The following is a 26,613-nucleotide window of genomic DNA, read 5'->3' as shown; positions in this document are numbered from 1 at the left end:
GAGGCTGCCCAGCACCAAATCCATGAGGGCAACTCCTACGAGGTGTGCCTGACCACCACGCTCACGGCCCGGCTGCCTGCCGCCGCGGCGGCCCCCTGGCCCACGTACCTCGCGCTGCGGCGGAAGAACCCGGCGCCGTTCGCCAGCTACCTGCGGTTCGGCGGGCTGACGGTGGCCAGTACGTCGCCTGAGCGGTTCCTGAGGATAACGTCCGAGGGCGGTATGCGCGCCGAACCGATCAAGGGCACCCGCCGCCGGGGTGCTGATCCGGAGCGTGACAGGCAACTGCGGGAGGACCTGGCGGCCTCGCTGAAGGACCGCGCGGAAAACATCATGATTGTGGACCTGCTGCGGAACGACCTTAGCCACTTCGCTGAGCCTGGATCGGTGACAGTCAGCAGGCTGTGCGAGATCGAAAGCTACGCCACCGTCCACCAGATGGTCAGCACCATCGATGCGCAGCTCCTGCCCGGAGCGCCGCGAGCCGAGGCGGTGGCCGCATGTTTCCCTGCCGGCTCCATGACCGGCGCCCCGAAAATCAGCACCATGGCAATCCTGGACCGGCTGGAGGAAGGCCCGCGGGGCCTGTATTCCGGCGCGATCGGCTATTTTTCGCTCAACGGGGCCACGGACCTGGCGGTGGCGATCCGTACTTTGGTCACCACGGCGCAGCCCGGTGGTGACGGCGGCGAAATAGGGGCGACGGCGGAACTCACCCTCGGCATCGGCGGCGCCATCACTGCCGACTCGGTACCTGACGAGGAGTACGACGAAATCCGGGTGAAGGCGCACGGTGTGCTGTCCGCGCTGGGTGCGGACTTTCCCGGCGGTTAGGCAGGTCTGGTGACTGGCAGGCTTACTGGACGGTAGCCGTCAGTCGGGCCACGTTGTCGATGTACCGGGCCGCGAGGGGGCGCTGAAGCCAGTCCTCAAGCATGAGTTCGTTGGAAATGTCGCGGTACGTGTCTTCGACCGCGCGCATACTGTTCACGATCTCCGCGCCGAGCAGCATCACCGAGACCTCCATGTTCAGCGAGAAGGAGCGCATGTCCATGTTGCTGGAGCCCAGGACCGCCACTTCGTCGTCGATGGTGAAGTGCTTGGCGTGGAGCACGAAGGGCGCTCTGTAGAGGTAGATCCGGACGCCTGCCTCCAACAGCGCCTCGTAATAGGAGCGCTGGGCGTGGTGGACCAGGAACTGGTCGCCCTTCTCGGAGACGAACAACTCCACGTCCACGCCCCGCTGGGCCGCTGTGGTGATGGCGTAGAGCAGGGAATCGTCGGGCACAAAATACGGGCTGCAGATGGAGATGCGGTGCTGCGCAGAGTAGATCAGGGTGTTGAAGAGGCGCAAATTGTTTTCGGTGATGAACCCGGGGCCGCTGGGCACCACCTGGGCCGTGACGTTGCCCGGTTCGGGGTTGGCCGGGAGCTGCAGCTGATGTTCCAGTGACTCGTCGGTTTCGCTCAGCCAGTCCGTGGCGAAAACAACGTTGAGTGTGGTGACGATCGGTCCGCGCAGGCAGGCCATCAGTTCCACCCATTCGCGGCCGGCCTTGCGGTGTTTGGGGTTGTTGTAGGAAGGCTCGATCAGGTTCTGCGACCCTGTGAAGGCGAGTTCGCCGTCGATCACCATGATCTTCCGGTGGTTGCGGAGGTCCGGGCGCCGCCACTGGCCGTGGGTGGGCAGCAGCGGGAGCATCCGCTTCCACTGGATCTTCCCGGCCCTCAGCCGCTTAAGGAAGTTGCGGTAACCCTTGACCCGGAGCGTGCCGATGTGGTCGAACAGCACCCTGACTTCCACGCCGCGCTCGGCAGCCTCCTCGAGGGCGGTCAGCAGGTCATCGGTGACGTGGTCCGTACTCATGATGTAGAACTCGGCGTTAACGAAGTACTTGGCCTTGCGCACAGCCTCGGTCATGGCCAGGATCGAGTTCGGGTAGCCGGGGATGAGGTCCACGGTGTTGCCATCCACCATGGGGAGGGAGCCGAGCCGCCGGTTCAATTCACCGGCGGACTTCACCCATTCGGGCCCAGGGTATTCACTGACGACGTCGGCGAGAGCCGAGATGCCGGACCGCACACGGGTGTTGATGATCTCCTGCTGTTGGCGGCGGCGGCTGGAGAGCCTGAAGTTTCCGAAGAGAAGGAAAAGGATCAGGCCCAGGAACGGCACAAAGAAGATGCCCAGCAGCCAGGCCATGGCCGTTGTGGGGCGCCTGTTGCCGGGAATGATGCCGACGGCGACGACCCGGATCACCAGGTCTGCAATGCTGAGCACCACCACCACCCACGTCGGTGCGGTACCGGCAAGCGAAATTGGCCACAGCACTGGAATACCCCCGGTTTGCGCGCACCCGCGGACCGGTTCCGGCGGGGCAATGACCACAGCTTAGCCGCGGCGGGCCCTACTAAGCTGGAGCCATGACATCTCCTGCGCCCGTGGTGCTCGTTTTCCTTGACCCCGCGTTCCCGGACGGCCGGCTGGCCGATGCTTCACAGCCCCAGCTGATGGCCACGGACCAGGGCGCCACCCGCGGCGATGGCGTGTTCGAATCCATGCTCGCGGTGGGCGGCGCAGTCCGGAAGCAGCAGGCGCATCTGGACCGGCTGGCGGGGTCGGCCCAGGCCCTTGACCTGCTGATTCCGGCGCAGGACGTGTGGCGGGCAGCCATCTCCGCGGGCGTCGCGGAGCACCGTAACCAGTACCCTGCTCCCTCGCCAGCGGAGGACGAGGTGGTGGTGAAACTTGTGGTTACCCGTGGCCCGGAAGGCGCGGAGTCTCCTACGTGCTGGGTCCAGGTCTCCCCGGTGGGCGCCCTCGGCCGCCGCCAGCGCGAAACCGGGATCGACGTCATCCTCCTGGACCGCGGCTACGACAGCGACGTGGCTGAGCGTGCCCCGTGGCTGCTGCTCGGCGCCAAGACCCTGTCCTATGCCACGAACATGGCCGCCCTGCGGTACGCCCACAAACAGGGCGCCGACGACGTCATCTTCACGTCCTCGGACGGCAGGGTCCTGGAAGGCCCCACGTCCACTGTGCTGCTGGCACATCTGGAAACGTCCGACGACGGCGCCGGCGCCACCCGCACGGTGCGCCGGCTCATCACTCCGCAGTTGGACAGCGGGATCCTCCCCGGGACCTCCCAGGGTGCCCTTTTCGCGGCGGCCAAAGCGGCCGGCTGGGAGCTCGGGTATGGTCCGCTGGAACCACAGGACCTGCTGGATGCCGACGCCGTATGGCTCATTTCCAGCATCAGGCTGCTCGCGCCGGTGAACCACATTGACGGCAAGGAAGTGGGAACCCCTGCCCTGCAGAAGCAGCTGACGGCCGAACTCAGCGCATTGTTTGCCGGGGTTCAGTAGTTCGTTGGGATTCAACAGTTTTCCGGGATCCAGCAGTTTTCCGACGTTCAGCAGTTTTCCGACGTTCAGCAGGGAGGCCTGAGGCCATGGCGGTTCGCAGTGCGGGGATCCTGCTGTACCGGCGGGGAGCAGACGGGCCGGAAGTATGGATAGCGCATATGGGCGGACCGTTCTGGGCTCGCAAACAGACGCAGTCGTGGTCCGTTCCCAAGGGCGAATACCTTCCCGATGAGGAACCCCTGCTGGCCGCCCTTCGGGAATTCGCCGAAGAGATCGGCACGCCGCCGCCGGCCGTTGACTATTTTGAGCTGGGGGCTTTCCGGCAACCGTCGGGAAAGGTCATTACGGTGTTTGCGGCAGAGTCTGACTTCCAGCCGGATGGGATTGTGAGCAACACCTTTCCGCTGGAGTGGCCCAGAGGATCCGGCATCATCCAGGACTTTCCCGAGGTGGACGACGCCCGGTGGGTGACGGAGACCGATGCCCGCGGCAAGCTGGTCAAGGGCCAGCTGCCGATCCTGGACGCAGTGCTGCACCGTCTTGAACGGCACTGAATTGAACCGCCCCAGACCCGCGCCGGGTACTGACGGGCGGAAGGGCCCTGTTGGTCCGTCGCGCAGGTCCGTATGGTTTGGTGCATGAACTCTCACACGGAGCCGACCAACACATTGACGTTCGACGAATGCTGGGAGTTGCTGGCCGATGACATACTGGGGCGCCTGGCCCTGGTAGTGGACGGCCATCCGGAGATCTTCCCGGTCAACTACGTGCTGGACCGCAGGAGCATCGTCTTCCGCAGCGCCGGTGGCTCCAAACTCTGGGGCGCGCAGGCGGACCGTGCCGCGGCGCTGGAGATCGACGGATACGATCCCCGCACGGAGATCGCCTGGAGCGTGGTGGTGCGCGGAGACACCGCAGTGATCGAGGCCCAGGCCGACAAGGACGCCGTTGACGCCCTGCATCTGGAGCCCTGGCAGCCCGGGCCCAAGGACTACTACATCCGGCTGACCCCCTTTGCACTGACCGGCCGTCGTTTCCGGGTCACCAAACCCGACGTCTGGAACACCCGGTTGGCGGACCGCCGTCGTGCTTCCTTCGAGTAGCGCGGGTGACCTTATGGACGGCGAAGCAGCCGCTCCGCTTGTCCCTGGGGTCCGGATCCGGCTGCTCCGGCGTAACGATGCCTCCGGCCTGAGCGAGGCCTACCGCCGGAACCGCCGGCACCTCGCGCATTGGGAACCGGAGCGGGACGAAGCCTTCTTCACTCCCCGGCATCAACTGGACATCATCCGGGCCAAGCTCGTCCAGCATTCAACGGGCCAGGAAGTTCCGTGGGTGCTGGTGGGCCACGATGATCCCGCTTACATCCTCGGCGCCGTCACCCTCACCGGCATCGCCCGTGGGCCGTTCCTCAATGCCAACCTCGGGTACTGGGTTGATTCCAGCCTCAACCGGCGGGGCATCGGATCTGCGGCTGTCCGCTTTGCCACGGACCATGCCCGGACGGAGCTGGGCCTCCACCGCATCCAGGCGGCAACGCTGCTCCACAATGAGCCCTCACGCAAAATCCTCGGGCGCGCCGGCTTTCGGGAAATCGGCGTAGCGCCGCAATACCTGAAAATTGCCGGCCGCTGGCAGGACCACCTGCTCCACCAACTGCTCCTCCACAGCTGAGCCGACCGCGAAAGGCACCCCATGAGCAACGACTCTCACATCCCCGTCATCCTGGGCGGCGCACGCACCCCGTTCGGCAAGTTCCGCGGTGCCCTCTCCGGGCTCACCTCCAGCGAACTGGGCGCCCACGCCATCCGGAACGCACTGGAACGGTCCGGGGTGGCGCCGGAACAGATCCAGGCCGTCATCGTGGGCCAGGTCATCCAGGCGGGCGCGGGCCAGGGACCCGCCAGGCAGGCCAGCCTTGCTGCCGGCATCGGCTGGGATGTGCCCACCGTAACCATCAACAAACTGTGCCTGTCCGGGCTGACCGCCGTGATCGATGCCGCCCGGATGATCCGCGCCGGCGAGGCTGATTTCATTGTGGCGGCGGGCCAGGAATCCATGACCAACGCCCCGCACCTGCTGCCCCGGCTTCGCGGCGGCGTTGCGATCGGCGATGCGCCGTTGCTGGATTCCCTGAACTTTGACGGCCTGCAGGACCCTGTCTCCGGCGAACTGATGGGATCCGCCACCGACGCCGGGAACGCCCGCCTGGGCATCAGCCGCGAGGACCAGGACGCCGTCGCCGCCCTCTCCCACCAGCGGGCGGAGGCCGCCCGGGCCGCAGGCATCCTGGCCGAAGAGATCGCCCCGGTGGAGGTCCCGCAGCGCCGGGGACCCGCCGTCGTGATTGATGCCGACGAAGGCATCCGCGCCTGCACCACCATCGAGACGCTGGCGGCACTGAAACCCGCCTTCTCCAAGGATCCGGCGGCCACCATCACCGCCGGTTCGGCCTCCCCACTGTCCGACGGCGCGGCCGCCGTTGTGGTGGCCAGCAAGTCAGCAGCGGAAGCGGCCGGCCTTAGCTGGATCGCGGAGATCGGTAGCCACGGCCAGACCGCCGGACCGGACGGGTCCCTGCATTCCCAGCCGTCCCGCGCCATTGAACAGGCCCTGAAACTTGAAGGGCTGAGCATTGACAACGTGGACCTGATTGAGATCAACGAAGCCTTCGCGTCAGTGGTACTGCAGTCTGCCAAGGACCTGGGCATCGACGCGGACAGGATCAACGCCGACGGCGGCGCCATCGCCTTGGGCCACCCGGTGGGCGCATCGGGGGCCCGCCTGGTCCTGCATCAGGCACTGGCGCTGAACCGGCGCGGCGGCGGGACAGGCGTGGTTGCCTTGTGCGGCGGTGGCGGCCAGGGCGACGCCCTGATCCTCAAAGCCCGACCCACACCCCTCCTCCAAAGCAACGCCAGGTCACTTAACGCCCATGCGGAGGCTTTGGACGGGCGCTAAGTGACCCCGCGTTGCTGTCAACCACTCCACTAGCCGGACAGGACACCATGAACACTTCACCTACCGCCGAAGAGGGTTTCGGGACCATCTCCGTTGCCGCAATCCTGGCTGAATCAGCCGCCCGCTTCCCGGACTCCGCGGCCCTTGTGGTGGGCGAGGAGCGGGTGACCTACAGCGAACTCTGGGAACAGACGCGCGCGTATGCCGGTGCGTTGCGGGACCGTGGCGTGGGGCACGCCAGCCGCGTGGCCCTGCTGATGCCCAATGTTGCTGATTTCGCCCGGGTCTACTACGCGGTCCTCGCGCTGGGCGGCGTGGTGGTGCCGTTACATGCGCTGCTGAAGGGCAGGGAGATCGAGTACATGCTGCGCGACAGCGGCGCGCAGCTGCTCGTCTGCGCCGGACCGCTCCTTGAGGAAGGTGCCAAAGGCGCCGCGGCCGCGGCCGCGGGCATCGACGTCGTCACCGTCCTGGTGCCGGAGGGGCCCGAAGGTGCCGCCCGGCTGGAGACCGAAGCGGCAGGCGCCGAGCCCATCAGCACCTGGCTGCCGCTGCGGCCCTTCGAGACGGCCACAATTCTGTACACATCCGGGACCACCGGCCAGCCCAAGGGCGCCTTGGGCAGCCACTTCGCCATTGTGGAACAGACCAATACGCTGCTGACCAGCACGTTTGACCTCCGCCGCGGTGACGTCATCTTCGGCGGACTGCCGATGTTCCACACCTTCGGCCAGACGTGCGTCCTCAACACCGGGCTGCGGGCGGGGGCCACCATCGTGATGCTGCCCAAGTTCAGCGGGGACGCAGCCCTGGATGCCCTCACCCGGCACAACATCAACGTCTTCTTCGGCGTGCCCACCATGTACATCGCCATGCTCGAAGCCGCCCGCACCAACACCGGCCGGTCCAACGCCCTGCGCTACTGCATCTCCGGCGGCGCGTCCCTGCCTGTGGCGGTGATGGACAGGTTCAAGACGGAATTCGGCTCGGACATTTACGAAGGATACGGCCTGACCGAGACGTCCCCGGTTGCCACCTTCAACCATGTAGGCAAAGCGCCGCGGCCCGGAACGGTAGGCCAGGCCATTTGGGGAGTCCAGGTGGAGATCGCCCGCGCGGACGTCCAGGATGCCATCGAGCTGCAGCCCACGGGCGAGTTAGGCGAGCTGGTGGTCCGGGGGCACAACCTCTTCACGGGCTACCTCAACCGGCCCGAAGCCACCGCAGAGGCTGTGGTGGACGGTTGGTTCCGGACCGGCGACCTGGGCACCAAGGACGGGGACGGCTACCTCCGCATCCTGGACCGGAAGAAGGAGATGATCATCCGGAACGGCTTTAACGTCTACCCGCGAGAGGTAGAGGAAGTCCTCAGCCGGCACGAGGCAGTCCTGAGCGTTGCCGTCTATGGCGTCCCCGACGAAACCCACGGGCAGGAGGTGGCGGCCGCCGTCGTCCTCAATCCGGGCAGCAGCGCCACCGTTGATGAGTTGCGGGACTTCGCCGCCGCGGAATTGGCGGCCTATAAGTATCCGCGGATCATTACCCTAGTCACCGAATTCCCCACCGGCCCCAGCGGCAAGGTACTCAAGCGCGAACTCACCGCCCGGTACAGCACCTCCGATACTCCAACAGGGTGATCAGGCGGGAATGATGCGGACCAGGAAACGCGTCCTACCACCAGGACCACGACGTTCAGCAGCCGTCCCGGCGCCAGGTACGTGCAGGTAAAGAAGGAGTCGTACATGGTCCGGTACAGACTGGCCCCGGAAGCCTGCCGAAATCCTGGTGATCCAGACGCTGCGCCCAGGCGACCGCGACGAGGGTCTGCGGTCCCGCCCCCATTCGGTTGTCCCGTCAGCGCCGGGGTTACGGAAACACGCGTTGGTTACGGAACATGACGACGGCGGCGGTGCGGCGGGGCGGGGCGAGTGCTACGTTTTTGGGGAGTAATGAGTACCGGCGCCAAGCCCTGACTGGCCGGTCGGCAACCCTCCCTTTCGCGGCGGGGTGCCTCAGGTGAATACTCGGCATATCGACCCATTCGAGCTGCAAGCGTGAAAGAAGGAGTTCCGTCGTGTCTGACGCCCCCGCCCCTGAAAAGAAACTGTCGTACCGGCTTGTCACCGGGCCGGACGACAGGTCTTTCTGTGAACGGATTTCCACTGCCCTGGCCGAAGGGTATGTCCTGCACGGCAGCCCGGCCGCGACGTCCAACGGAGGTGTTGTGATCGTTGCGCAGGCACTCATCCTCCCGTCGGCCATCGCCACCGCCGATGCCGCCGTCGCCTCTGCCGTGGAAGACCTCGATTTCGACGGCGAGGGCCACGCGTGAGCTACGCCGGAGACCTCACCCCGCAGGAAGCCTGGGCCAAGCTGGAGCAGGGCGCCATCCTGGTGGACGTCCGGACCGAAGGCGAATGGGCCCACATCGGCATCCCCGACACCAAGGCCACGGACAACGATCCCCTGTTCATCCCGTGGACCTTCCCCGGCGGCATCCCCAACCCGGATTTCATCACCGACCTGACACAGCAGGCACCGGAGGACGACGGCGCCGAACTGGTGTTCCTCTGCCGCTCGGGCCAGCGCTCCATCGCCGCCGCCATCGCCGCGACGCAGGCCGGCTTCACCTCCTACAACGTCCTGGAGGGTTTCGAAGGCGAGCCGGACCGCTACGGCGAGCGCACCGTTAACGGCTGGAAAAACCGCGGCCTCCCCACCAACCTGGGAATAACGAAGTGACCTTCAACGAAGACGCCGCCGGCTGGAGCGCCGAAACGCAGGCCGTCCGCGGCGGGCTGAACCGCACCAACTTCCAGGAGACCACCGAGCCGGTCTTCCTGAACTCCGGCTTCGTCTACGAGTCCGCTGCCGCCGCCGAGCGCGCCTTCACCGGCGAGGACGAACGCTTCGTCTACTCCCGGTACGGCAACCCGTCCGTGGCCACCTTCCAGGAACGCCTTCGCCTGCTCGAAGGCACCGAAGCGTGCTTTGCGACGGCATCTGGCATGTCAGCGGTCTTCACCGCCCTGGGCGCCCTGCTGGCGGCCGGCGACCGGGTGGTTGCCGCGCGTTCGCTGTTCGGCTCCTGCTTTGTGATCCTGAACGAGATCCTGCCGCGCTGGGGCGTGGAAACCGTGTTCGTTGACGGCCCGGACCTCGAACAGTGGGCTGCTGCACTGTCGGAACCCACCACCGCAGTGTTCTTCGAATCGCCATCCAACCCGATGCAGGAAATCGTGGACATCGCCGCGGTCAGCGACCTGGCGCACGCCGCCGGGGCCACCGTCGTCGTCGACAACGTCTTCGCCACTCCCCTGCTGCAGCGCTGCGGCCAGCTGGGCGCGGACGTGATTGTGTACTCCGGCACCAAGCACATCGACGGCCAGGGACGCGTCCTGGGCGGCGCCATCCTGGGCACCAAGGAGTTCATCGACGGCCCGGTCAAGCAGCTCATGCGGCACACCGGCCCGGCCCTCTCCGCGTTCAACGCCTGGGTGCTGACCAAAGGCCTGGAGACCATGGCGCTGCGCGTGAACCACTCGTCCGCGTCCGCTCTGCGGCTGGCGGAATGGCTCGAAAAGCAGCCGGCCGTCAGCTGGGTCAAGTACCCGCTGCTCAAGTCCCACCCGCAGTACGAACTTGCTGCCAAGCAGATGAAGGCCGGCGGCACCGTCCTCACGCTGGAACTTGCGACGACGGATGGCCGCTCGGGCAAAGAAGCCGCGTTTGGGCTGCTGGACGCCTTGCGGATCATCGACATCTCCAACAACCTGGGCGATTCCAAGTCCCTCATCACCCATCCGGCCACCACCACGCACCGCGCCATGGGCCCCGAAGGCCGCGCCGCCATCGGGCTCAGCGACGGTGTGGTGCGGCTGTCCGTAGGCCTGGAGGACGTGGACGACCTCATCGGCGACCTGGAGCAGGCCCTGAAGCAGATCTGACCGGAGGCGGCGGCCGGTTCAGGCGCCTGGCTGGCGGAGCTGCCGGGACGCCGTCTCCCGGACCGCGTCGGTCAGCTGGTTGAGCACCGGCGAGTCGATTTTCCACCGCTGCCAGTACAACGACACGTCCACGGGCTCGGCCCGTGCCAGCTCCACGAGGCCGCCGTTCCGGATGTCGGCCAGGCACTGCTGCTCCGGCAGAAGTCCCCACCCCAGTCCCAGCCGGATGGCCTGCGCGAACTCGGCCGACGACGGCACATAGTGCCGCGGCGCGGTCAGTTCCGCGCCGGTCAGCCTGCGGAAAAACCCGTCCTGAAGGTCATCCTTGCGGTCAAAGTCCACCACCGGGGCCTGGCTCCCTGCAGCAAGTTCCGCCCCGTCGGGCAACCAGCGCAGGAGGTACCCGGGGCTTGCCACCGCACGGTACCGCAGGGAACCCAGCGATACCATACTGCAGCCCTGGACCGCTTCCGGCGTTGCGGTTACCGCGGCCATCACCGATCCTGTCCGGAGGAGCTGGGTGGAATGCTGCTCGTCTTCCCTGCGGACCTCGAAGCACGCGCCGAGGTCCGGCGGAAGACTTGCCAGCGCAGGCATGAACCAGGTGGAGAGTGAGTCCGCGTTCACCACCAAGGGAATGGGCGCCGTCGGCCGGTCCTGGCTCGCCCCGAGCTCCTGCTGGGCGTCCCATTCGAGCTGCCGGACCTGCCTGGCGAACCGTAAAATGGCTTCCCCGGCCGTTGTGGGCCGGACGGGGTTGGTGCGCTGCAACAGGATCTGGCCGGCCGCGTCCTCCATCGCCTTGAGCCGTTGGGAAATGGCCGACGGCGTGACGTACAGGCTCCGCGCCGCCGCCTCAAGCGTCCCCTCGTCCACGACCGCCGCGAACGTTCGGAGCTGCTCAAACTGGAACATCTTCATTAGCTTTCCTTAATAGAGCTAAGAATATTTAGCTGGAGTAATCCTACGCCCGGCCCGTACGTTGGAGGATATGGATCTGACCGCATTTCTAGGCCCCACCGCACTGGGCTTCAGCACGGGCCTCGCCCTGATCGCGGCCATCGGCAGCCAGAACGCCTTTGTACTCCGGCAGGGCATCCGCGGCGAGCATGTGGCCGCCGTCGTCCTGGTCTGCAGCGTCTCCGATGCGCTGCTCATCGCTGCGGGCATCGCCGGAGTGGGGGCGCTGCTCCAGTCGAGCCCTGTGATCGTGGACGTGGTCCGGTTTGCCGGAGCCGCCTTCCTGGTGGGCTACGGCGTCATGGCCGCGCGCCGGGCACTGCGTCCGGGGGCGTTGACGGCATCGGGGCGCCAGCCCGCCGTCGGCCTCGGCGCCGCCCTCAGCACGGTGCTGGCCCTGACCTGGCTCAACCCGCACGTCTACCTGGACACTGTGCTGCTGCTCGGATCGGTGGCCAACCAGCAGGCGCACGATTTGCGATGGTGGTTCGGGGCCGGGGCCATCGCCGCCAGCGTCGCCTGGTTCAGCGCGCTGGGTTTCGGGGCCAGGGTCCTGCGGCCCTTCTTCGCGCGGCCCTCATCGTGGCGCATCCTGGACGGGCTCGTCGCCGTGGTCATGCTCACGCTGGGGATACGCCTGGCGATCGGTGCGTGACGTCGATGTTCCTTAGCGCGAACGGACACTGCCGTTGACCTCGGAGACGGTGCGGCGTAACTTCATGGTCACCACCGCGATGTCGCTGGGCCAACGCATCCGCCGGACCGAAAGCCAGCCATGAATGGAAACCAGCCAGTGCAGGGCAACAAGCCATTTCAAAAGGCCGGAGCCGTCATCGTCGCGGCGGGCACGTGTTGGGGACTGGGAATTTCGTTCGTGGGGAACGTGCATGCCACCCGCGACCCGGCCACCAGGCTGGCCATGCTGGAGCGCCACCGAGGCCTCTGGATAGCCGGACAATTCCTGGCAGCCGCCGGGACCATGGCTGTTCCCGTTGGATTTGTCCGGTTCGCCCAATCCGTCCGGCCGGGCCCCGCCAACGGCCTCACCAAGACCCTGGTTGCCGCCGCAGCCGCCGCCCTGCTCGCCGGCGCGCCCTTGTTTGTGGTGGCCCTTGCGAACCGCGCCTCGGACCTGGAGAGGTTCGCCTATCGGAGGGGCTCAAACTGGCCGTTCCTGACATACTCAGGGCTGCATATCGGTGGGCTCGCGGCTTTGGGGGCGGGGCTCCTGCTCTTGCCGCTGAAACCCTGGACCGGCGTCACGGCGGCCGCCAGCGCACCGGTCTTCGCTGCCATCCTGGCCGGCACGAAGGACCTTCCGCCGTTCGTCTTCTACCTGGTGGAAACCGCCGTGGGTGTCCAGCTGATGCGCTACGAGGAACCCCCGGCTCCCGCCGAGGACAACACGGACACACTCCCCCGGCGTTGATGCTGAGGCCGGCGCGAAATGCGTCAGGGGAAACGTTCAGGAGAGCTCAGGACTGGCGCACCCGCAGCAGCTCCGGGGTCTCGTCCTCCGCCAGCAACCCGGAGGTACCCCGCATCGTTACATCCACGGCGTGGGCAACCACGGCCCCCAGCCCGCCGTCGTCGGGTCCTGTTTTTTCCGTCACTGCGTCCCACACCCTGCGCTGTTCGGTTGAGCCGGTGCCGCGGGCAATGATGTCCTCAACGCCCTGCCGGGCCAAGGCCAGTTCGTCCTGTTCGGCGAGGACAGGCGCCAGATAATCCACCAAAGACCGCACGACGTCGTCGGCGGGCGCCGGCCGGAAGGTCCCGAAATCCAGCAGCTCGCCGCTCATGCCGCTGCTGCTCGCCTGCCACGCCGCCATCCGCAGCAGCACCGTGGGCACCGGCGCAGGATCCACGCCGGCGCGCCAATCGCGGCTCGCCGATTCGACCAGGGCCCGGACCAACACCGCAATCAGGGCAGCATCCTCGGCGCGGAGGCAGACATCGGCCACCCGGACCTCTACGGTGGGGTGGTTCCGGGACAGGCGCGCGTCGAAGTAGATCATGCCTTCGTCCAACAGCACGCCGCTGTCCAGCAGGCGCGTTACCACCCGTCGATATGCGGAATATGTCGTGAAAATTGCCGAGGGGCCGGACGTGGGCCAGCGGTTCCAGGCCTGGGTGCGGTAACTCTCGAATCCCGTGCGCACCCCGTTCCAGAACGGCGAGTTGGCGCTCAGGGCTGTGAGGACAGCAAGCTTGTCCCGGATCCTGTCCAGCACCGCCACGCCCTCGTCCTTGGACTCGATGAAAGTGTGAACGTGGAAACCGCAGGTCAGCTGCTCCTGCGCAGTCAGCCCGAAGCGTTCCAGCATCCGGGCATAGCGGGGGTCCGGGGTGGTGTGGCTGGCGAGGCCAAACGGAGAGGTGGCCAGCGCGGCCACCCTTGCCCCGTTTTTGGCCGCCGCCTGGTCCGCCAGCAGCCGGCCGGCCCGGATCTGCGGCAGCAGTTCTGCGTACTCGAGGCAGGGCCGCGTCTGGGTCTCGATCTGCTCAAGCTTCAGCTCGGCAGTCAGGCCCGTCCCGTCGTCGTGCGCGGTTTGGTCCGTACCTGCCATCACATAGTGGCGTTCCGGGGCGTCGTCGGCAGCCATCCGACGGCCGGACAGCATCGCATCTGCCAGGGCAAGCGGCTCCCCCGTGTCCGGATCAACGATCAGGAGCTCTTCCTCGACGCCGAATGTGCGCATGCTTATATTGTGCGGCAACGGGCAAGGCCGTGGCAGTCCTGGAGCCGGCGGATTCTGCCGAGCGTTAGTCCTGGAAGTACTCCACCTTGGCGCCGATGGTGTTGAGCCGTTCCGCCAGGTCCTCGTAGCCGCGCTCGATCACGTAGATGTTCCGCAGCTCCGACACTCCCCGTGCCGCAAGCATGGCCAGCAGCAGGCAGGCGGCGGGGCGGAGTGCCGGCGGGCAGCCCACCTCGGCGGCCCGCCACTTCGTGGGGCCATTGACGTAGATCCGGTGCGGGTCCAGCAGCTGCACCTGGGCGCCGAGGCGGTTGAGTTCGGTGAGGTAGATGGCCCGGTTCTCGTAGACCCAGTCATGGATCATGGTCTGGCCATGGGCGTTGGCGGCAATGACCGCGAAGAACGGCAAGTTGTCGATGTTCAGGCCGGGGAACGGCATGGGGTGGATCTTGTCCTCCGGAGCCCGCAGCTCGGAGGGTTTGGTGGTCACATCCACCAGCCGGGTGCGGCCGTTGCGCGCCACGTACTCGCCGGAAATCTCCAGCTGCTGGCCCATCTGCTCCAGTGTGGCCAGCTCGATCTCCATGAACTCGATGGGGACGCGGCGGACGGTCACCTCTGAGTTGGTGACGATGCCGGCGGTGATGAGGCTCATGGCCTCAATGGGGTCCTCGGACGGGAAGTACTCAATGTCGACGTCGATGAGTGGCTGCCCGGTGATCTTCAGCGTAGTGGTGCCCACGCCGTCGATCGTCACGCCCAGCATCTCGAGGTAGAAGCAGAGGTCCTGGACCATGTAGTTGGGGCTGGCGTTGCGGATGACGGTGGTGCCGCGGCGGTGCGCCGCTGCCATGATCGCGTTCTCGGTGACGGTGTCCCCGCGTTCCGTCAGCACAAAGGAGCGGTCGTGAGCGTCCGGCGGCGGAGCCTGCACGGCATAGAAACCGGCGGTGGCCTCCACTGACAGCCCGAACTGGCGCAAGGCCTGCATGTGCGGCTCAACCGTCCGCGTGCCCAGATCGCACCCGCCGGCATACGGCAGGCGGTACTCTGCGGATTCGTCCAGGAGCGGGCCCAAGAGCATGATCACGCTGCGTGTGCGCCGCGCGGCGTCCACATCCATGGCGTCAAGGTCCAGGACGGCGGGGCGGCGGAGCTGGAGGTCTGTGTCGTTGAGCCACGTGCATTCGACGCCGATGCTGGTGAGGACCTCGACGATCCGGTTGACCTCTTCGATCCGGGCGAGGCGGCGCAGGACGGTGGTGCCGCGGTTGATCAGGCTGGCGCACAGCAGCGCCACACCGGCGTTTTTGCTGCTGTTGACATCCACGGCCCCGGACAGCGTGCGGCCGCCTTCAATCCGCAGGTGCGTCATCTGTGGTTTGCCCACTTTGACGATGCTGCGGTCCAGAATCGCTTCGAGCCGCTGGATCATCTTCAGGCTCAGGTTCTGCTTGCCCTGCTCCATCCGGGCGACGGCGCTTTGGCTGGTTCCCAGCGCGCCGGCGAGCTGGCCCTGGGTCCAGCCCTTCTCGGTCCGGGCGTCCCTGAGTGTGGCGGCGATGTGCTCGGCGGTTTCCTGAATCATAGGAAAAAAATATCACAAGTGAGTTATTAAAGAGTATATTGACGCTCCACGCGCGGCGCGGCGGCCGGAATACCCGTCCCATGCGATATTCGACACGTCGCACGCCACAGGCAGGCGCCCCCGCAGGATCCAGCTAACGCCAGACGAAGTTCCAGGTCCCCATCGCTGCCGCGGCAACCACGGCGGCCGCCGCGATCAGCAGGCCGCCCGCCAGCACCCAGGCGTCCAGCGTCGAATACGTGGATTCCCGGGCCCACGTCCGCTGCCCGGTGCCAAAACCGCGCGCTTCCATGGTGATGGCCAGCCGGGACGCGCGGCGGATGGCCTGGACCAGGAGCCCGAAGCTCTGCCCGAGGGTGGCCCGCAGCCGTTGCAGCGGGCTGCCCTGCGAGCCCACGCCGCGGGCCCGCCGCGCCATGCCGATGGTCTGCCATTCCTCGGCCATAAGTCCCACCAGGCGCATCGCGGCCAGCGTGCCGAGGACAAACCGGTGCGGCAACCGGGCTCTCTGCGCCAGCGCATCCGCGAGGTCAGTGGGGTCTGTGCACGTCATAAGGAGGATCGCCGGCAGTGCTATCGCGAGGCCGCGCAGCATAAAGCCGATCCCCAGCTGCAGGGAACCTTCGCTGATGGACCAGATTCCGACGTCGAGCAGTACAGCGCCGCTATCGGCCGCGACGATCGCCGTGCTCCAGCCGCCCAGGGCTGCCGCGATGATGAGCGGCCAGCCGCGCTGCCACAACAGGCGCAGGGTGAGGCCGGCCAGCGGGAAGAGCGCCAACTCGGCAACGAGCGCAGTGGTGGCGGACACCCAGTCGATGGAGAGCGCCAGCACCAGCGTGATGAGGAAAACGACGCCGAACTTGGCCAACGGGTTGGCGCGCGTCAGCAGCGCCTGGTTGCCGCGGAGAGTCAGTGCGTCCCTCATGCCGCACCCGCTTCCTGGCGGGCGCCGCCGCGTGAGGCCGGGCCAAGCCGCAGTTCGGCCCCGCCCAGGACGGCGCTGAATTCCTGGTCGTGGGTCACGGAAACCACGGAGGTTCCGGCGTCGAGCAGTTCTGAGAGGAACGATGCGAGTTCGGCCCAGGTGTTGGCGTCCTGGCCGAAGGTCGGCTCGTCCAGCACCAGCACTCGCGGGTGGGCCGCCAGGACCGTGGCCACCGACAGGCGCCGCTTTTCGCCGCCGGACAACGTGTACGGATTGGCGTCCACCAGGTGCGTCAGGCGCAGCCGTTCCAGCAGCTCTTCAACCCGCTCTTCGCCATGGCCCAGATGCCGCGGGCCGAACATCAGTTCGTCCAGCACCCGGCCGGTAACGAACTGGTGCTCGGGCTCCTGGAACACGGTTCCGATGCGGGAAATCAGCTGGTTGGCTTTCCATTTGAAGGGATCGATCCCGGCCCCCTCGGAAAGCTCGACGGCGGCGGACACCTTCCCCGCCACTGGTGCCAAAAGCCCGGCGAGCGTTAGCGCAAACGTTGACTTGCCGGCGCCGTTGGGACCCGTGACGGTGAGTGCGTGGCCGGAACGGACCTGGGCGGTGATGCCCAGCTGCACCGGCACGGGCGGGATGGTCCGGAAGCCGCGGCGCCGCGGACGCTCGCGGGAGACGGCCAGGTCCTCAGCGGCCAGCAGCAGGTCACCGGAGCCTGTGGACGCGCGGCGGCGGGTTGCCGGAATATACCCCGGCACCCACACGCCCGCGCCGATCAGCATGTCCCGTGCCTCCGCGAGCACCTGGTCCGGCGGCCCGTCCAGCAAGACGGCGGACGTACCGGCCAAACTTCCCGGCTGGAGCACCACAACCCGGTCCACCAAGTCCTTCCAGACGGACACGCGGTGTTCCACCACAACGAGTGTGGCGCCGGTTTTGTCCAGGCAGCGGCCCACTGCGTCCCGGACTTCCAGCACACCGGCGGGATCCAGGTTCGCGGTGGGCTCGTCCAGCAGGATCAGCCCGGGCCGCATCGCGAGGATCCCGGCCAGCGCCAGTCGCTGCTTCTGTCCGCCGGACAGGGCCGACGTCGGGTGGTCCAGCGGGAGCCCGGCGGCACCTGGCCCGCCGTCGGCGTCCACACCAGTGCCATTGGCGTTCACACCAGCTCCGCCGCCAGCGCCGCCCCCGGCACTTCGCAGCCCGACGTCGTCGAGCGCTTCATGGACGCGCCGCCAGATCTCGTCCCGTGGAACGGCGAGGTTCTCGGCGCCGAAGGCGACGTCGTCACCCAGGCGCGACAGAACTACCTGCGTTTCGGGGTCCTGCTGCATCAGGCCCGAGCGGCCGCGCTGCCCGCGGGGAACCACCCCGTCGATCAGCAGCGAACCGGTTTCGTCGGCGTCGTCTCCTTCATCCCCCAGCACCCCCGCGAGCGCGTGCAGCAGCGTTGACTTGCCCGCGCCCGACGGACCCAGCAGCAGCACCCGCTCGCCGGGGGCGATGTCGAGGTCGAGTCCGTGGACGGCGGGGGCGGAACGGCCGGCATGCCGCCAGCCCCAGCCGCGGGCGGACACCGCGGCGGGGCGCACTCCGGAAGCGCCGGCGTCGGAAGCGGTCATCAGTTGAAGACGGGCTCCGAAGCTGCCTTCCGGGATGCGAACGAGCTCAACACGCCGGTCCTGGCCAGGCCGCGGGTGGCGATCCAGGACAGCGCGCCCGCAATCACCGCGCCGGAGATGGTGCAGAACACGATGTAGACGAGCTTGTCGCCTGGCTCGTAGGCGATGTTCCAGCCCCAGGGCAGGAAGGAGTCGTTGAGGCCGCAGAACAGTCCGGCTCCGGCACCGGCCAGCAGAGCGGCGATGAGGTTGTACTTCTGGTGCAGGAAGGATTTGAAGCGGAAGTTGCCGTACACCAGCAGGAAGAACACCAGTTCGGCGCCCAGGCCCTGGAGGAGTCCGGAGATCAGCACCGTGGCGCCGTACTGCGAGCCCATGATGAGTTCGCCGGTGGCGGCCACAGCTTCGCAGAAGAGCGCCGCACCGGGTTTGCGGATGATGAGCATGCCCAGCACTGCCGGGATCATCCAGCCGCCGGCGATCAGGCCGGTCAGTGGGGGGTAAACGGCATTCATTGGTGCGGAAACGATGCCGGCGCCCTGGGACCAGGCCCAGAAGATCACGCCGCCGGTGATGGCGATGAGGGCCGCCACCACGATGTCCACAACACGCCAGGTATTGCCGGTCTTTTTGATTGCTGCAGTTGTCATTCGGTCCTCCTGAGGAACAGGAGGGGAAAGTGCCCCGGCGTGCGGCGCTGCCGCCGTTTCCGGACACTTCGAGAACTCGACTCCCTTGCGCCGGTACTAACCGGATCAGGTTCGAGGGTCTGCGGCTGTCCGCACTCTCAGCGCCTTCCTGCGGTTCCCTGGCAATGCCAGTGATGTCCGACGGCGGCGCTCCCCTGTCGTAATAAATCTGCCCTGATGGGCGTGCTCCAGTTTACACCGCGGGCGGGGTAGATTGTGGGCCATGACTGCCAACAACCCGACTGTGACTGCGTTCAATCCCGATGCGACGGTGCCCCAGCCGGCGGGGCTGCTGGAGGCCCTGATCGCCCGCATCGAGGGCGAGATCAGCGAGCTGCAGTTTCCCCATTTCACCAGGGATGATTCCCTCAATCTGGGGCTGCTGCTGGTGGAGCTCGGCAAATCGCGCCGGCTGCCTATCGCGATCGACACCACGAAGGGTGACCAGGTCCTTTTCCATGTTGCCCTGGACGGCGCCACCCCCGACAACGGGCACTGGATCCGGGCGAAACAGCGCACCGCCGCCAGGTATGAGATCCCGTCGTTGCTGGTGGGCCTCCGCGGCAGGCTGCACGGCGGCCGGATCGAGGACCACGGCTGGTACGACGAAACCGTCTACGCGGCCCACGGCGGCTGCTTCCCGGTCTACGTCGCCGGCGTGGGCGCCGTAGCCACGGTGACGGTCTCGGGCCTGCCCCAGCAGCAGGACCACGATCTCGTGGTGGAAGCCCTGCGGGAGATTCTGGAGTCCATGCAGCCGGGTTAGGCTAAAGACAGTCCCGGATCCGCTCACAAGGAGTTCAACGAATGAACCTGTTCATCAAGCTGCTCGGCACCGCAATCAGCCTCGGCGCCGGATTCGTCGGCACCAAGATGGTCAATACCGTGTGGGAAAAGTCCACCGGCCGGAAGGCTCCCACCGGCAAGGATGAAGACACCCCCACGAGCCTCCGCTCGGCGCTGACGTTCGCGCTTATTTCGGCCTCGGTCAGCACTATCATCCAGGTGCTGGCTAACCGCGGCACACAACGGGCCATTACCCGCTTCGCCAAGTCCCAGGACATCGTCTAGGCGCACCACCAACACATGAGTTTTTGTCCAGATAAAGGACTCCAAACGGCCCAGACGCCGCGTTATCTGGACAAAAACTCACGCGCGGGGCCGGTACGTAAGCATCGGCGAGTGAGGCTCAGTCCCGCCGGCCGCCGTCGCCCGCTTCATCCCGGGAAGAGTCATCCCGGGCGGATTGTGCCGCCTTCTGAACCACGGCGTCGAGTTCATCGGAGCTGAGCAGCTCGCGGTGCAGGTGTTTGGTGCGGTACCCGGCACGGCCCACCATGTGGGCGGAAACCGGCACGGTCAGCAGCTGGAAGATCCAGGCCACGAGCAGCGCGGGCCACACCCACCAGGTGCGCATCTGCAGGCCGATGGCCGCAAGGAGCAGGAACAGCCCCAGCACCTGGGGCTTGGTGGCCGCGTGCATGCGGCTGAGCAGGTCCGGAAAGCGCAGCAGTCCGACGGCGGCGGCGAGGGACATGAGGGCACCCACCACCAGGAACACCGCCGACACGGTATCGATGAGGTTATCAACCACGCTGGCCTCAGGATTCATTGGCTTGCTCCCGCCGGTCGGCCACAAAGCGCGCAACTGTCACTGACCCGATGAAGCCGACAATGGACAGCGCCACCAGCAGCATCAGGTTGTTCAGGTGCCGGTTGACTGCCATATCGATGCACAGGGCCGCGCCGAGAATCGCAAGCAGGACGTCGGAGGCCAGCACCCTGTCCAGCAGCGACGGGCCGCGGGAGATCCTGATGATGGCTCCCGCCGCTGCCAGCGAAAGAATGACCGCCGTAACGGCCAGAACGGTCTGCATCATGCTGCGGCCTCCTGCCGGATTGCTTCGAGTTCTTCGCGGGAGCCCATGATCCTGATCAGGCCAGCCTCGATCGAGCGGACTTCCCTGCGCAGGTTCTCGACCTCTTCCGGGCTGCTGACGTTGAGCCCGTGGAGGTACAAGGTGGACGTTGACCGGTCCACTTCCACCACCAGGGAGCCCGGAATCAGCGAGATCACGTGCCCGGTGGCGGTGACCATGAGGTCCTGGTGGCTCCGCAACGGCACTGCGACGACGGAGCTGATGACCCGCGGGCCGCGGACAGCCGCCAGGTACATGACCTCAACGCTCGCTGCCGCCACCCTGCCCAGGAAACGCAGGGCAAATGGCACGGCGTGAAGAATGTTGAAGCGGCCGCTGACTTCTACCGGCGGCAGGTAGAACATCCGGGCCACGAGCACGGCCAGCAACGCGCCGAACAGCAGGTTGCCGGGGCTGAAGTCCTGCCACAGGGCGCCCCAGACAATCACCAGCCATACCAGCAGGGGCAGTTCCTGGCGCAGGGAAATCCGCCGGCGGCTCATTTGCCTCCTCCGTCTTTCAGTGCCACCGAGGGAACCTGCGTGTCCTCGCCCAGAACGGCCTGGATGTAGGCGGATCTGTCCAGCATTTCGTGGGCGGCCTGGTCCGAGACTGTGAACAGCGGGCCGGCGAAGACCGTCAGTGACACTCCCAGAGCCACCAGGCCCAGCGTTGAACCCACCATGGTCCGGGGCAGCAGCGTGACGTTCTTGCGGCCGGCCCGGCTGCCGGTGTCCGAATCCTCGGGCGCAGCCAGCAAGACAGGGTCCGGGTGCTCGGCGTCCGAGGGCTTGCGCCAGAACGCGCGGTTCCAGACCCGTGCGACTGCCAGCAGGGTCAGGAGGCTGGTGACCACGCCGCCGATCACCAGGGCGTAGGCCAGCGGGGTGCCCAGTTCGATGCCCGCCTGGATGAGCCCCACCTTCCCCAGGAACCCGGAGAACGGCGGGATCCCGGCCAGGTTCATGGCGGGTATAAAGAACAGCAGGGCCAGCATGGGTGACAGCTTGGCCAGGCCTGCCAACCTGTCCACGGAGGAGCTGCCGCCACGGCGTTCGATCAGGCCCGTGACCAGGAAAAGGCTGGTCTGAATGGTGATGTGGTGGGCCACGTAGAACACGGCGGCGCCCAGTCCGGCCACCGAGGACATAGCCAGCCCAAACACCATGTAGCCGATGTGGCTCACCAGGGTGAAGGACAACAGACGTTTGATGTCGCTCTGCGCCAAGGCGCCAAGGATTCCCACCACCATGGTCAGCAGCGCCGCCACCATCAGCGGAGTGTTCAGGCTGTCCCCCGGGAAGAGCAGGGTCTCCGTGCGCACCATCGCGTAGACCCCGACTTTGGTCAGCAGGCCGGCGAATACCGCGGTGACGGGCGCGGGCGCCGTGGGGTAGGAGTCAGGCAGCCAGAAGGAGAGCGGGAACACGGCCGCCTTGATGCCGAAGGCCACCAGGAGCATCACGTGCAGCAGGGTCCGGGTTCCCCCGTCCAGGTCGGCCAGCTTGATGGCGAGGTCGGCCATGTTCACGGTTCCGGTGGCGCCGTAGACCATGGCGATGGAGATCAGGAACAGCACCGAGGACACCACGGAGACCACCACGTAAGTGACACCGGCGCGGATGCGCGGGCCGGTTCCGCCCAACGTCATCAGCACATAGCTTGCCGTCAGCAGGATCTCGAAACCGACGTACAGGTTGAACAGGTCGCCGGACAGGAACGCGTTGGAGACCCCGGCCACCAGGATCAGGTAGGTGGGGTGGAAGATCGACACCGGCGCGTCGTGGTCACCGTCGGCCATGCCCTGCCCGGTGGCATAGACCAGCACGGCGAGGCTGATAGCCGACGACACCACGAGCATGAGGGACGAGAACTGGTCCACCACCATCGTGATGCCCCACGGCGGCAGCCAGCCACCGATGTTCACGGCGGCGGTTCCGCCGTCCCACACGGAGCCCAGCAGCAGGCACTCCAGCAGGAGCGTCAGGGACAGCACCCCGATGCTCACCGCGCGCTGGGCGCGGGAGTGCCGGATCAGGAGGAAGGCCAGGGCAGCACCGAGGATGGGAAGAACGACGGCGAGCGGGGCAAAGCTTGCGATGTTCACTTCACACCTCCTTCGGGACCAGGGGTTACGTTCTGCGAGCCGGGTTGCTCTTCAGCGGCGGCATCCGCGGCAGGAATCTCCTTGGCCCCGACCGTGACGGAACCGCTGGACGCTTCCGGGCCGTCCGCCGTCCGCGGGTGGTCTGAGACGGCGCCCCCGTCGCCGCCCAGCATGGTCAGGGGAAACTCGGACGTTTCGGCTGGGACGGGGGCATCATCCTCGGCATCGAAGCGGGGCGTCTCGGCGACGCGGAGGTCCTCGACGTCGTCCTGGATCTCATCCTGGCGGGCCAGGACCCACGTGCGGTAAATGATGCCGAGCATAAAGGCCGTCACTGCGAAGGAGATCACGATCGACGTGAGAATCAGTGCCTGCGGAAGGGGGTCCGAGTACTCCTGGGCGGCGGTGTCCTTGTTGTACAGCGGCACCAGACCGGCATAGCCGCCGGTGGCCAGGATAAGCAGGTTGGTGGCGTTGGCCAGCAGCATCAGTCCCAGCAGCACCCGGGTGAGGCTGCGTTCCAGGATCAGGTAGATGCCGCACGCATACAGGGCACCCATGACGGTCAGCAGGGTCAGGTTGACGCTCATGCTTGGTCCGTCGCGGCGGTTCCGGCGGGGACCCCCACGGGCTCCTGCACCGGGGCAGCGGCAGGGTCGTGGTGGGTTGGCAGATCTTCGGCAGGAGCAGTCCGCTGCTCTTCGAAGTGTTCGTCGATCTCGGAGCCCAAGCTGCGCAGAACGTCCAGCACCAGGCCGATCACCACGATGTACACGCCGATGTCGAAGATGGTGGACGTGACGAACTTGATGTCCCCGAACACCGGAAGCCAGAGTTCAATGATGGCGGTCTGAAATACCTGGCCGCCAAGCAGCAGCGGCACCACACCGGAGGCGGCCGCCGTAGCGAGCCCGATCCCCAGCAGCGTCCCGGCGCCGACGGGGGTGGCCTCGCGCAGTTCGAACCGGCCACCGGCCAGGTACCGGATGGCCAAGGCAAGTCCGGCAGTCAAGCCGCCGGCGAATCCGCCGCCGGGCAGGTTGTGGCCGGCCAGAAGAAGGTAAAGCGAGAAGATGATCAGGGAGTGGAAGGTCAGCCGCGTGACCACTTCAAAGATAATGGAGCGCCGCTCCGGTGCCAGGGTGCGCCCCGCCACGATCCAGGCGTCCCGGGCGGAGGCTGCGAATTTGCGGCTGATGGCCAGAGCTGCTGCGTCCCGCGACCCGGGATCCACCGCAATCTGGCGGCCAACGCTGCCCTCGGCAATGGTGTCAGGGACCCTGCTCCGGTCTCCACGGTCGCGGACGAAGATAAGGCTGGCCACACCTGTGGCGGCCAGGGCCAGGACGGATATTTCACCGAAGGTGTCCCACGCACGGATGTCCACCAGCGTCACGTTGACGATGTTCAGACCGCCGCCGCCTTCATAGGCGAGGCGGGGGAATTCCAAGGACACCGGGGCGGCCACCCGGGCGCCCATGGCGTGGATGGCGGCGAAGACCATGGTGATTCCGAAAGCCGCCCCGATGATCACACGGACCACCCGGTACTTGCCGCCGGTGCGGTCGCGGAGTTCGGCGGGCAGGCTGCGCATGGCCAGGACGAAGGCCACCAGGATAATGGTTTCCACAAGGACCTGCGTCAGGGCAAGATCCGGTGCGCCCTGGAGCGCGAACATCAGGGCGATCCCGTACCCGGACACTGCCACCATCAGCACAGCGAGGAACCGTTTGTTGGCCTTAACCGCGGCCAACGCGCCGATCACAATCCCCGCGCCGACCACCGGCTGCAGCGGCGAGTAGGGGTCGATGAAATAAAGGTTCGCAGGGAGCGGCTTGCCCGCCAGCAGCATGGCCGTCAGCGGCAGGACGAATGCCACCGTGAGGATAACGGCGAGGTAGAAGTACAGGGAACCACGCTGCGTGCGGCCAGTGATCCAGACGGCGGCGTCATCCAGGGCACCGATGGTGAGCTGGTAGATGCGGTCGCCGTCGATCCAGTTGGGCACGCGGGACTGCAGGCGGGCCACCAGGGTTCGTCCGAAGTACATCGCCAGACCCAGCGCGAACGTTAGGGCGGTCAGTCCCAGGGATGCTGTGAAACCGTGCCACAGCGCAAGGTGGCCTGCCTGCTCGGCCGGTGTGCCGGCGTCGGACGCGGTGGAGGCGAACAGCGCCGCGTAGGGCTGGACCCAGGCGTCCACCGGCGCCGGCCAGAGGCCGTAGACGACGCTCAGGAGGCTGAGGAGCGCCGGGGCCGCCAGAAAGGAAGGCTTGACCGCCTTGAACGTGGTCCGCTCAATACCCGGCTTCACCGCGAACGCTCCCCACATGAAGCGGGCACTGTAGGCGAACGTGAGAATGGACCCAATGACGATGCCCACGAGCACCACCATGCTCCAGGCCTCGCCGTCGGATGCGTGGTGGACAAAAGCTTCCAGGACTGATTCCTTGGCCACGAACCCTGCGAGCAGAGGGACACCGGCCATCGAGGCGGCACCGATGCCGGCCACAATTCCGAGCGCCCGCGACGACCGGAACACGCCGGACAGCTGGCGGACATCGCGGGTCCCCGCCTGCTGGTCGATGATGCCTACCACCAGGAAGAGGGTGGCCTTGAAAAGTCCGTGGGCGAGGAGCATCGCGAGCCCCGCGAGAGCTGCATCCGGCGTGCCCAGGCCCGCCACCATCGTCAGGAACCCCAGCTGGCTGACGGTGCCGTAGGCCAGGATGAGTTTGATGTCGGTCTGCCGTAGCGCCCGGTAGCCGCCTACCAGCATGGTGGCCAGGCCGAGCCCCAGCACGATGATCTGCCAGTACATGGCGTCGGAAAACCCCGGGGCGAGCCGCGCCACCAGGTAGATCCCGGCCTTCACCATCGCCGCGGCGTGGAGGTATGCGCTCACCGGGGTGGGAGCCGCCATGGCTCCGGGAAGCCAGAAGTGGAAGGGAACCAGGGCGGACTTACTGATGGCGCCCGTCAGGATAAGTACGACGGCGGCAGCAACGGTTGCGCCCGAAGGTCCGCTCACCAGGGTGGGTGCCTGCGCCAGAATCGCCGAAATCCGGTAGGTGCCGGCGCTGTGCCCCAGCATGACCAGCCCCACCAGCATGGCCAGCCCGCCCGCGGTGGTGACCATCAGGGCCTGCAGCGCCGAACGCCGGGCCGCCAGCCTGGTGCGGGCGAAGCCGATCAGCAGGTAGGACAGGATGGTGGTGAGTTCCCAGAATATGAACATCAGGAGAAGATCGTCGGCTATCACCAAGCCGAACATCACTCCGGCGAAGGCGAGGAACTGGGCGGCGAATCCACCCAGATCCCGGTCTTCGGGGCTGAAATACCGGGCGCAATAGACGAGCACCAAGGCGCCGACGCCCAGGATCAGGAGCGACATCACCCAGGCAAGGGGATCGAGCCGGAAGGCGAATTCAAGGTCCAGCCCGGGAATCCACGGGAAGACCTCCGAGACCGCTCCGGCGTCCGAGTACACGCCCGCGTGCTGGAACAGCAGCCAGGCAAAGGATGCAGCGGGCACAGCCGCCAGCGCGTAGAAAGCGTTCCGGCCCCAGACCCTGAAGAGAAACGGCGCCACGGCGGCCACCGCAAAGTGCACGGCAAGAACTGTGATCACTGGTATCTCCGCTATGTCAGGGATTCGATTGTCAAAAAGTCAGGGCAGGCGGTTCATGTGTCAGGTTCAGTGGCCACAGTTTACCAAGGCAGCCCTGACACTTTTCCCCGGACCGGACCACGCCTCCCCGGAATTTCCCCGGTGCCCGGCGTATCACCACCGCCCTGTTCGCCACGGGCGGATACGA

At 66.7% G+C, this 26,613-nt stretch carries 28 protein-coding genes and 2 riboswitches; of the genes, 14 read left to right on the top strand and 14 right to left on the bottom strand.

Annotated elements, in window-relative coordinates:
- Positions 1 to 834 (top strand): anthranilate synthase component I family protein (locus DAD99_RS10105; RefSeq protein ID WP_193341424.1); only part of this gene is annotated, 834 nt, incomplete at its 5' end.
- 22 nt (positions 835 to 856) lie between these two features.
- Here DAD99_RS10105 and cls read toward each other — a convergent pair.
- A complete protein-coding gene (cls, locus tag DAD99_RS10100) occupies positions 857 to 2,329 on the bottom strand; it encodes a cardiolipin synthase (protein ID WP_193341429.1) in 1,473 nt (490 codons plus the stop codon).
- Between the two features lie 95 nt (positions 2,330 to 2,424).
- Between cls and DAD99_RS10095 the strand changes: the two genes are divergently transcribed.
- The 9 genes from DAD99_RS10095 (at position 2,425) to DAD99_RS10055 (ending at position 10,274) form a co-directional block, all read left to right on the top strand.
- Entirely contained in the window at positions 2,425 to 3,366 is a 942-nt protein-coding gene (locus DAD99_RS10095) for an aminodeoxychorismate lyase (protein ID WP_193341423.1), read from the top strand.
- Between the two features lie 86 nt (positions 3,367 to 3,452).
- Complete coding sequence (locus DAD99_RS10090; protein ID WP_193341422.1) at positions 3,453 to 3,920, top strand: NUDIX domain-containing protein; 468 nt, start codon at positions 3,453 to 3,455, stop codon at positions 3,918 to 3,920.
- Between the two features lie 84 nt (positions 3,921 to 4,004).
- A complete protein-coding gene (locus tag DAD99_RS10085; protein WP_185261837.1) occupies positions 4,005 to 4,469 on the top strand; it encodes a pyridoxamine 5'-phosphate oxidase family protein in 465 nt (154 codons plus the stop codon).
- Positions 4,470 to 4,482: 13 nt separating this feature from the next.
- A complete protein-coding gene (locus DAD99_RS10080; protein WP_193341421.1) occupies positions 4,483 to 5,040 on the top strand; it encodes a GNAT family N-acetyltransferase in 558 nt (185 codons plus the stop codon).
- Between the two features lie 21 nt (positions 5,041 to 5,061).
- Positions 5,062 to 6,327 carry an acetyl-CoA C-acetyltransferase gene (locus DAD99_RS10075; RefSeq protein ID WP_193341420.1) on the top strand — a complete coding sequence of 422 codons (1,266 nt, stop codon included), beginning with the start codon at positions 5,062 to 5,064 and terminating at the stop codon, positions 6,325 to 6,327.
- Positions 6,328 to 6,374: 47 nt separating this feature from the next.
- Positions 6,375 to 7,964, top strand: a complete 1,590-nt coding sequence (locus tag DAD99_RS10070; protein WP_193341419.1) for a long-chain fatty acid--CoA ligase — start codon at positions 6,375 to 6,377, stop codon at positions 7,962 to 7,964.
- Positions 7,965 to 8,272: 308 nt separating this feature from the next.
- Positions 8,273 to 8,388: riboswitch (SAM riboswitch) on the top strand.
- A 13-nt stretch (positions 8,389 to 8,401) separates the two neighbouring features.
- Positions 8,402 to 8,659 carry a DUF1737 domain-containing protein gene (locus DAD99_RS10065; protein ID WP_185261841.1) on the top strand — a complete coding sequence of 86 codons (258 nt, stop codon included), beginning with the start codon at positions 8,402 to 8,404 and terminating at the stop codon, positions 8,657 to 8,659.
- Positions 8,656 to 9,069, top strand: coding sequence for a rhodanese-like domain-containing protein (locus DAD99_RS10060; protein ID WP_193341418.1), 414 nt, complete (start codon positions 8,656 to 8,658; stop codon positions 9,067 to 9,069). Before DAD99_RS10065 ends, DAD99_RS10060 begins: the two co-directional genes overlap by 4 nt.
- Positions 9,066 to 10,274 (top strand): O-succinylhomoserine sulfhydrylase, encoded by a 1,209-nt coding sequence (locus tag DAD99_RS10055; protein WP_193341417.1) that lies wholly within the window; start codon positions 9,066 to 9,068, stop codon positions 10,272 to 10,274. The genes DAD99_RS10060 and DAD99_RS10055 overlap by 4 nt, the downstream gene beginning before the upstream one ends.
- An 18-nt stretch (positions 10,275 to 10,292) precedes the next feature.
- Here the strand turns inward: DAD99_RS10055 and DAD99_RS10050 are convergent, their stop codons facing one another.
- Positions 10,293 to 11,195 (bottom strand): LysR family transcriptional regulator ArgP, encoded by a 903-nt coding sequence (locus DAD99_RS10050; protein ID WP_227007887.1) that lies wholly within the window; start codon positions 11,193 to 11,195, stop codon positions 10,293 to 10,295.
- Positions 11,196 to 11,265: 70 nt separating this feature from the next.
- Here DAD99_RS10050 and DAD99_RS10045 point away from each other — a divergent pair, with 70 nt between their 5' ends.
- A complete protein-coding gene (locus DAD99_RS10045) occupies positions 11,266 to 11,889 on the top strand; it encodes a LysE/ArgO family amino acid transporter (protein WP_193341416.1) in 624 nt (207 codons plus the stop codon).
- Positions 11,890 to 11,901: 12 nt separating this feature from the next.
- Here DAD99_RS10045 and DAD99_RS10040 read toward each other — a convergent pair whose 3' ends face one another.
- Positions 11,902 to 12,123, bottom strand: coding sequence for a hypothetical protein (locus tag DAD99_RS10040; RefSeq protein WP_193341430.1), 222 nt, complete (start codon positions 12,121 to 12,123; stop codon positions 11,902 to 11,904).
- Between DAD99_RS10040 and DAD99_RS10035 the strand changes: the two genes are divergently transcribed.
- A complete protein-coding gene (locus DAD99_RS10035) occupies positions 12,109 to 12,663 on the top strand; it encodes a hypothetical protein (protein WP_309233241.1) in 555 nt (184 codons plus the stop codon). The two genes, DAD99_RS10040 and DAD99_RS10035, sit on opposite strands and share 15 nt — an antisense overlap.
- 46 nt (positions 12,664 to 12,709) lie before the next feature.
- Here the strand turns inward: DAD99_RS10035 and DAD99_RS10030 are convergent, their stop codons facing one another.
- The 5 genes from DAD99_RS10030 to DAD99_RS10010 all read right to left on the bottom strand — a co-directional run bounded on the left by DAD99_RS10030 (position 12,710) and on the right by DAD99_RS10010 (position 18,730).
- Complete coding sequence (locus tag DAD99_RS10030) at positions 12,710 to 13,936, bottom strand: glutamate--cysteine ligase (protein WP_193341415.1); 1,227 nt, start codon at positions 13,934 to 13,936, stop codon at positions 12,710 to 12,712.
- Positions 13,937 to 14,000: 64 nt separating this feature from the next.
- Positions 14,001 to 15,524 carry a UDP-N-acetylglucosamine 1-carboxyvinyltransferase gene (locus tag DAD99_RS10025; protein ID WP_193341414.1) on the bottom strand — a complete coding sequence of 508 codons (1,524 nt, stop codon included), beginning with the start codon at positions 15,522 to 15,524 and terminating at the stop codon, positions 14,001 to 14,003.
- Between the two features lie 133 nt (positions 15,525 to 15,657).
- Positions 15,658 to 16,452: an energy-coupling factor transporter transmembrane protein EcfT gene (locus DAD99_RS10020; RefSeq protein WP_193341413.1), complete on the bottom strand. Its 795-nt coding sequence runs from the start codon at positions 16,450 to 16,452 to the stop codon at positions 15,658 to 15,660.
- Positions 16,449 to 18,080 carry an ABC transporter ATP-binding protein gene (locus tag DAD99_RS10015; RefSeq protein ID WP_193341412.1) on the bottom strand — a complete coding sequence of 544 codons (1,632 nt, stop codon included), beginning with the start codon at positions 18,078 to 18,080 and terminating at the stop codon, positions 16,449 to 16,451. The genes DAD99_RS10020 and DAD99_RS10015 overlap by 4 nt, the downstream gene beginning before the upstream one ends.
- Positions 18,080 to 18,730 carry an ECF transporter S component gene (locus DAD99_RS10010; RefSeq protein ID WP_193341411.1) on the bottom strand — a complete coding sequence of 217 codons (651 nt, stop codon included), beginning with the start codon at positions 18,728 to 18,730 and terminating at the stop codon, positions 18,080 to 18,082. The genes DAD99_RS10015 and DAD99_RS10010 overlap by 1 nt, the downstream gene beginning before the upstream one ends.
- 64 nt (positions 18,731 to 18,794) lie before the next feature.
- A riboswitch (TPP riboswitch) is annotated at positions 18,795 to 18,936 on the bottom strand.
- 56 nt (positions 18,937 to 18,992) lie between these two features.
- On the opposite strand from DAD99_RS10010, the gene DAD99_RS10005 reads away from it, so the two are divergent.
- The gene (locus tag DAD99_RS10005) at positions 18,993 to 19,535 is read left to right on the top strand and encodes a heme-degrading domain-containing protein (RefSeq protein ID WP_193341410.1); all 543 of its coding nucleotides are present in this window, start codon (positions 18,993 to 18,995) and stop codon (positions 19,533 to 19,535) included.
- Positions 19,536 to 19,576: 41 nt separating this feature from the next.
- Entirely contained in the window at positions 19,577 to 19,840 is a 264-nt protein-coding gene (locus tag DAD99_RS10000; RefSeq protein WP_185261851.1) for a DUF4235 domain-containing protein, read from the top strand.
- A 118-nt stretch (positions 19,841 to 19,958) separates the two neighbouring features.
- Here the strand turns inward: DAD99_RS10000 and mnhG are convergent, their stop codons facing one another.
- The 6 genes from mnhG to DAD99_RS09970 are packed head-to-tail and all read right to left on the bottom strand — an operon-like array spanning position 19,959 to position 26,426.
- Positions 19,959 to 20,381 (bottom strand): monovalent cation/H(+) antiporter subunit G, encoded by a 423-nt coding sequence (mnhG, locus tag DAD99_RS09995; RefSeq protein ID WP_193341409.1) that lies wholly within the window; start codon positions 20,379 to 20,381, stop codon positions 19,959 to 19,961.
- Complete coding sequence (locus tag DAD99_RS09990; protein WP_111908152.1) at positions 20,371 to 20,649, bottom strand: monovalent cation/H+ antiporter complex subunit F; 279 nt, start codon at positions 20,647 to 20,649, stop codon at positions 20,371 to 20,373. Before DAD99_RS09990 ends, mnhG begins: the two co-directional genes overlap by 11 nt.
- Positions 20,646 to 21,191 (bottom strand): Na+/H+ antiporter subunit E, encoded by a 546-nt coding sequence (locus tag DAD99_RS09985; protein ID WP_193341408.1) that lies wholly within the window; start codon positions 21,189 to 21,191, stop codon positions 20,646 to 20,648. Before DAD99_RS09985 ends, DAD99_RS09990 begins: the two co-directional genes overlap by 4 nt.
- Entirely contained in the window at positions 21,188 to 22,795 is a 1,608-nt protein-coding gene (locus DAD99_RS09980; RefSeq protein ID WP_193341407.1) for a Na+/H+ antiporter subunit D, read from the bottom strand. The genes DAD99_RS09985 and DAD99_RS09980 overlap by 4 nt, the downstream gene beginning before the upstream one ends.
- Positions 22,792 to 23,385 (bottom strand): Na(+)/H(+) antiporter subunit C, encoded by a 594-nt coding sequence (locus DAD99_RS09975; protein WP_193341406.1) that lies wholly within the window; start codon positions 23,383 to 23,385, stop codon positions 22,792 to 22,794. The genes DAD99_RS09980 and DAD99_RS09975 overlap by 4 nt, the downstream gene beginning before the upstream one ends.
- Entirely contained in the window at positions 23,382 to 26,426 is a 3,045-nt protein-coding gene (locus tag DAD99_RS09970) for a Na+/H+ antiporter subunit A (RefSeq protein ID WP_193341405.1), read from the bottom strand. Before DAD99_RS09970 ends, DAD99_RS09975 begins: the two co-directional genes overlap by 4 nt.
- Positions 26,427 to 26,613: the final 187 nt, after the last annotated feature.

Source organism: Pseudarthrobacter sp. AB1 (assembly GCF_014926485.1).
GTDB lineage: Bacteria > Actinomycetota > Actinomycetes > Actinomycetales > Micrococcaceae > Arthrobacter.
The sequence above is the reverse complement of the archived record's forward strand: the minus strand, read 5'-3'. Positions and strand labels throughout refer to the sequence as shown.

Coding starts and splice junctions, on each gene's coding strand:
- DAD99_RS10095 (WP_193341423.1), top strand. CDS start 2,425: ATGACATCTCCTGCGCCCGTGGTGCTCGTTTTCCTTGACCCCGCGTTC.
- DAD99_RS10090 (WP_193341422.1), top strand. CDS start 3,453: ATGGCGGTTCGCAGTGCGGGGATCCTGCTGTACCGGCGGGGAGCAGAC.
- DAD99_RS10085 (WP_185261837.1), top strand. CDS start 4,005: ATGAACTCTCACACGGAGCCGACCAACACATTGACGTTCGACGAATGC.
- DAD99_RS10080 (WP_193341421.1), top strand. CDS start 4,483: ATGGACGGCGAAGCAGCCGCTCCGCTTGTCCCTGGGGTCCGGATCCGG.
- DAD99_RS10075 (WP_193341420.1), top strand. CDS start 5,062: ATGAGCAACGACTCTCACATCCCCGTCATCCTGGGCGGCGCACGCACC.
- DAD99_RS10070 (WP_193341419.1), top strand. CDS start 6,375: ATGAACACTTCACCTACCGCCGAAGAGGGTTTCGGGACCATCTCCGTT.
- DAD99_RS10050 (WP_227007887.1), bottom strand. CDS start 11,195: ATGAAGATGTTCCAGTTTGAGCAGCTCCGAACGTTCGCGGCGGTCGTG.
- DAD99_RS10045 (WP_193341416.1), top strand. CDS start 11,266: ATGGATCTGACCGCATTTCTAGGCCCCACCGCACTGGGCTTCAGCACG.
- DAD99_RS10040 (WP_193341430.1), bottom strand. CDS start 12,123: ATGCACGTTCCCCACGAACGAAATTCCCAGTCCCCAACACGTGCCCGC.
- DAD99_RS10030 (WP_193341415.1), bottom strand. CDS start 13,936: ATGCGCACATTCGGCGTCGAGGAAGAGCTCCTGATCGTTGATCCGGAC.
- DAD99_RS10025 (WP_193341414.1), bottom strand. CDS start 15,524: ATGATTCAGGAAACCGCCGAGCACATCGCCGCCACACTCAGGGACGCC.
- DAD99_RS10020 (WP_193341413.1), bottom strand. CDS start 16,452: ATGAGGGACGCACTGACTCTCCGCGGCAACCAGGCGCTGCTGACGCGC.
- DAD99_RS10015 (WP_193341412.1), bottom strand. CDS start 18,080: ATGACCGCTTCCGACGCCGGCGCTTCCGGAGTGCGCCCCGCCGCGGTG.
- DAD99_RS10010 (WP_193341411.1), bottom strand. CDS start 18,730: ATGACAACTGCAGCAATCAAAAAGACCGGCAATACCTGGCGTGTTGTG.
- DAD99_RS10005 (WP_193341410.1), top strand. CDS start 18,993: ATGACTGCCAACAACCCGACTGTGACTGCGTTCAATCCCGATGCGACG.
- DAD99_RS10000 (WP_185261851.1), top strand. CDS start 19,577: ATGAACCTGTTCATCAAGCTGCTCGGCACCGCAATCAGCCTCGGCGCC.
- mnhG (WP_193341409.1), bottom strand. CDS start 20,381: ATGAATCCTGAGGCCAGCGTGGTTGATAACCTCATCGATACCGTGTCG.
- DAD99_RS09990 (WP_111908152.1), bottom strand. CDS start 20,649: ATGATGCAGACCGTTCTGGCCGTTACGGCGGTCATTCTTTCGCTGGCA.
- DAD99_RS09985 (WP_193341408.1), bottom strand. CDS start 21,191: ATGAGCCGCCGGCGGATTTCCCTGCGCCAGGAACTGCCCCTGCTGGTA.
- DAD99_RS09975 (WP_193341406.1), bottom strand. CDS start 23,385: ATGAGCGTCAACCTGACCCTGCTGACCGTCATGGGTGCCCTGTATGCG.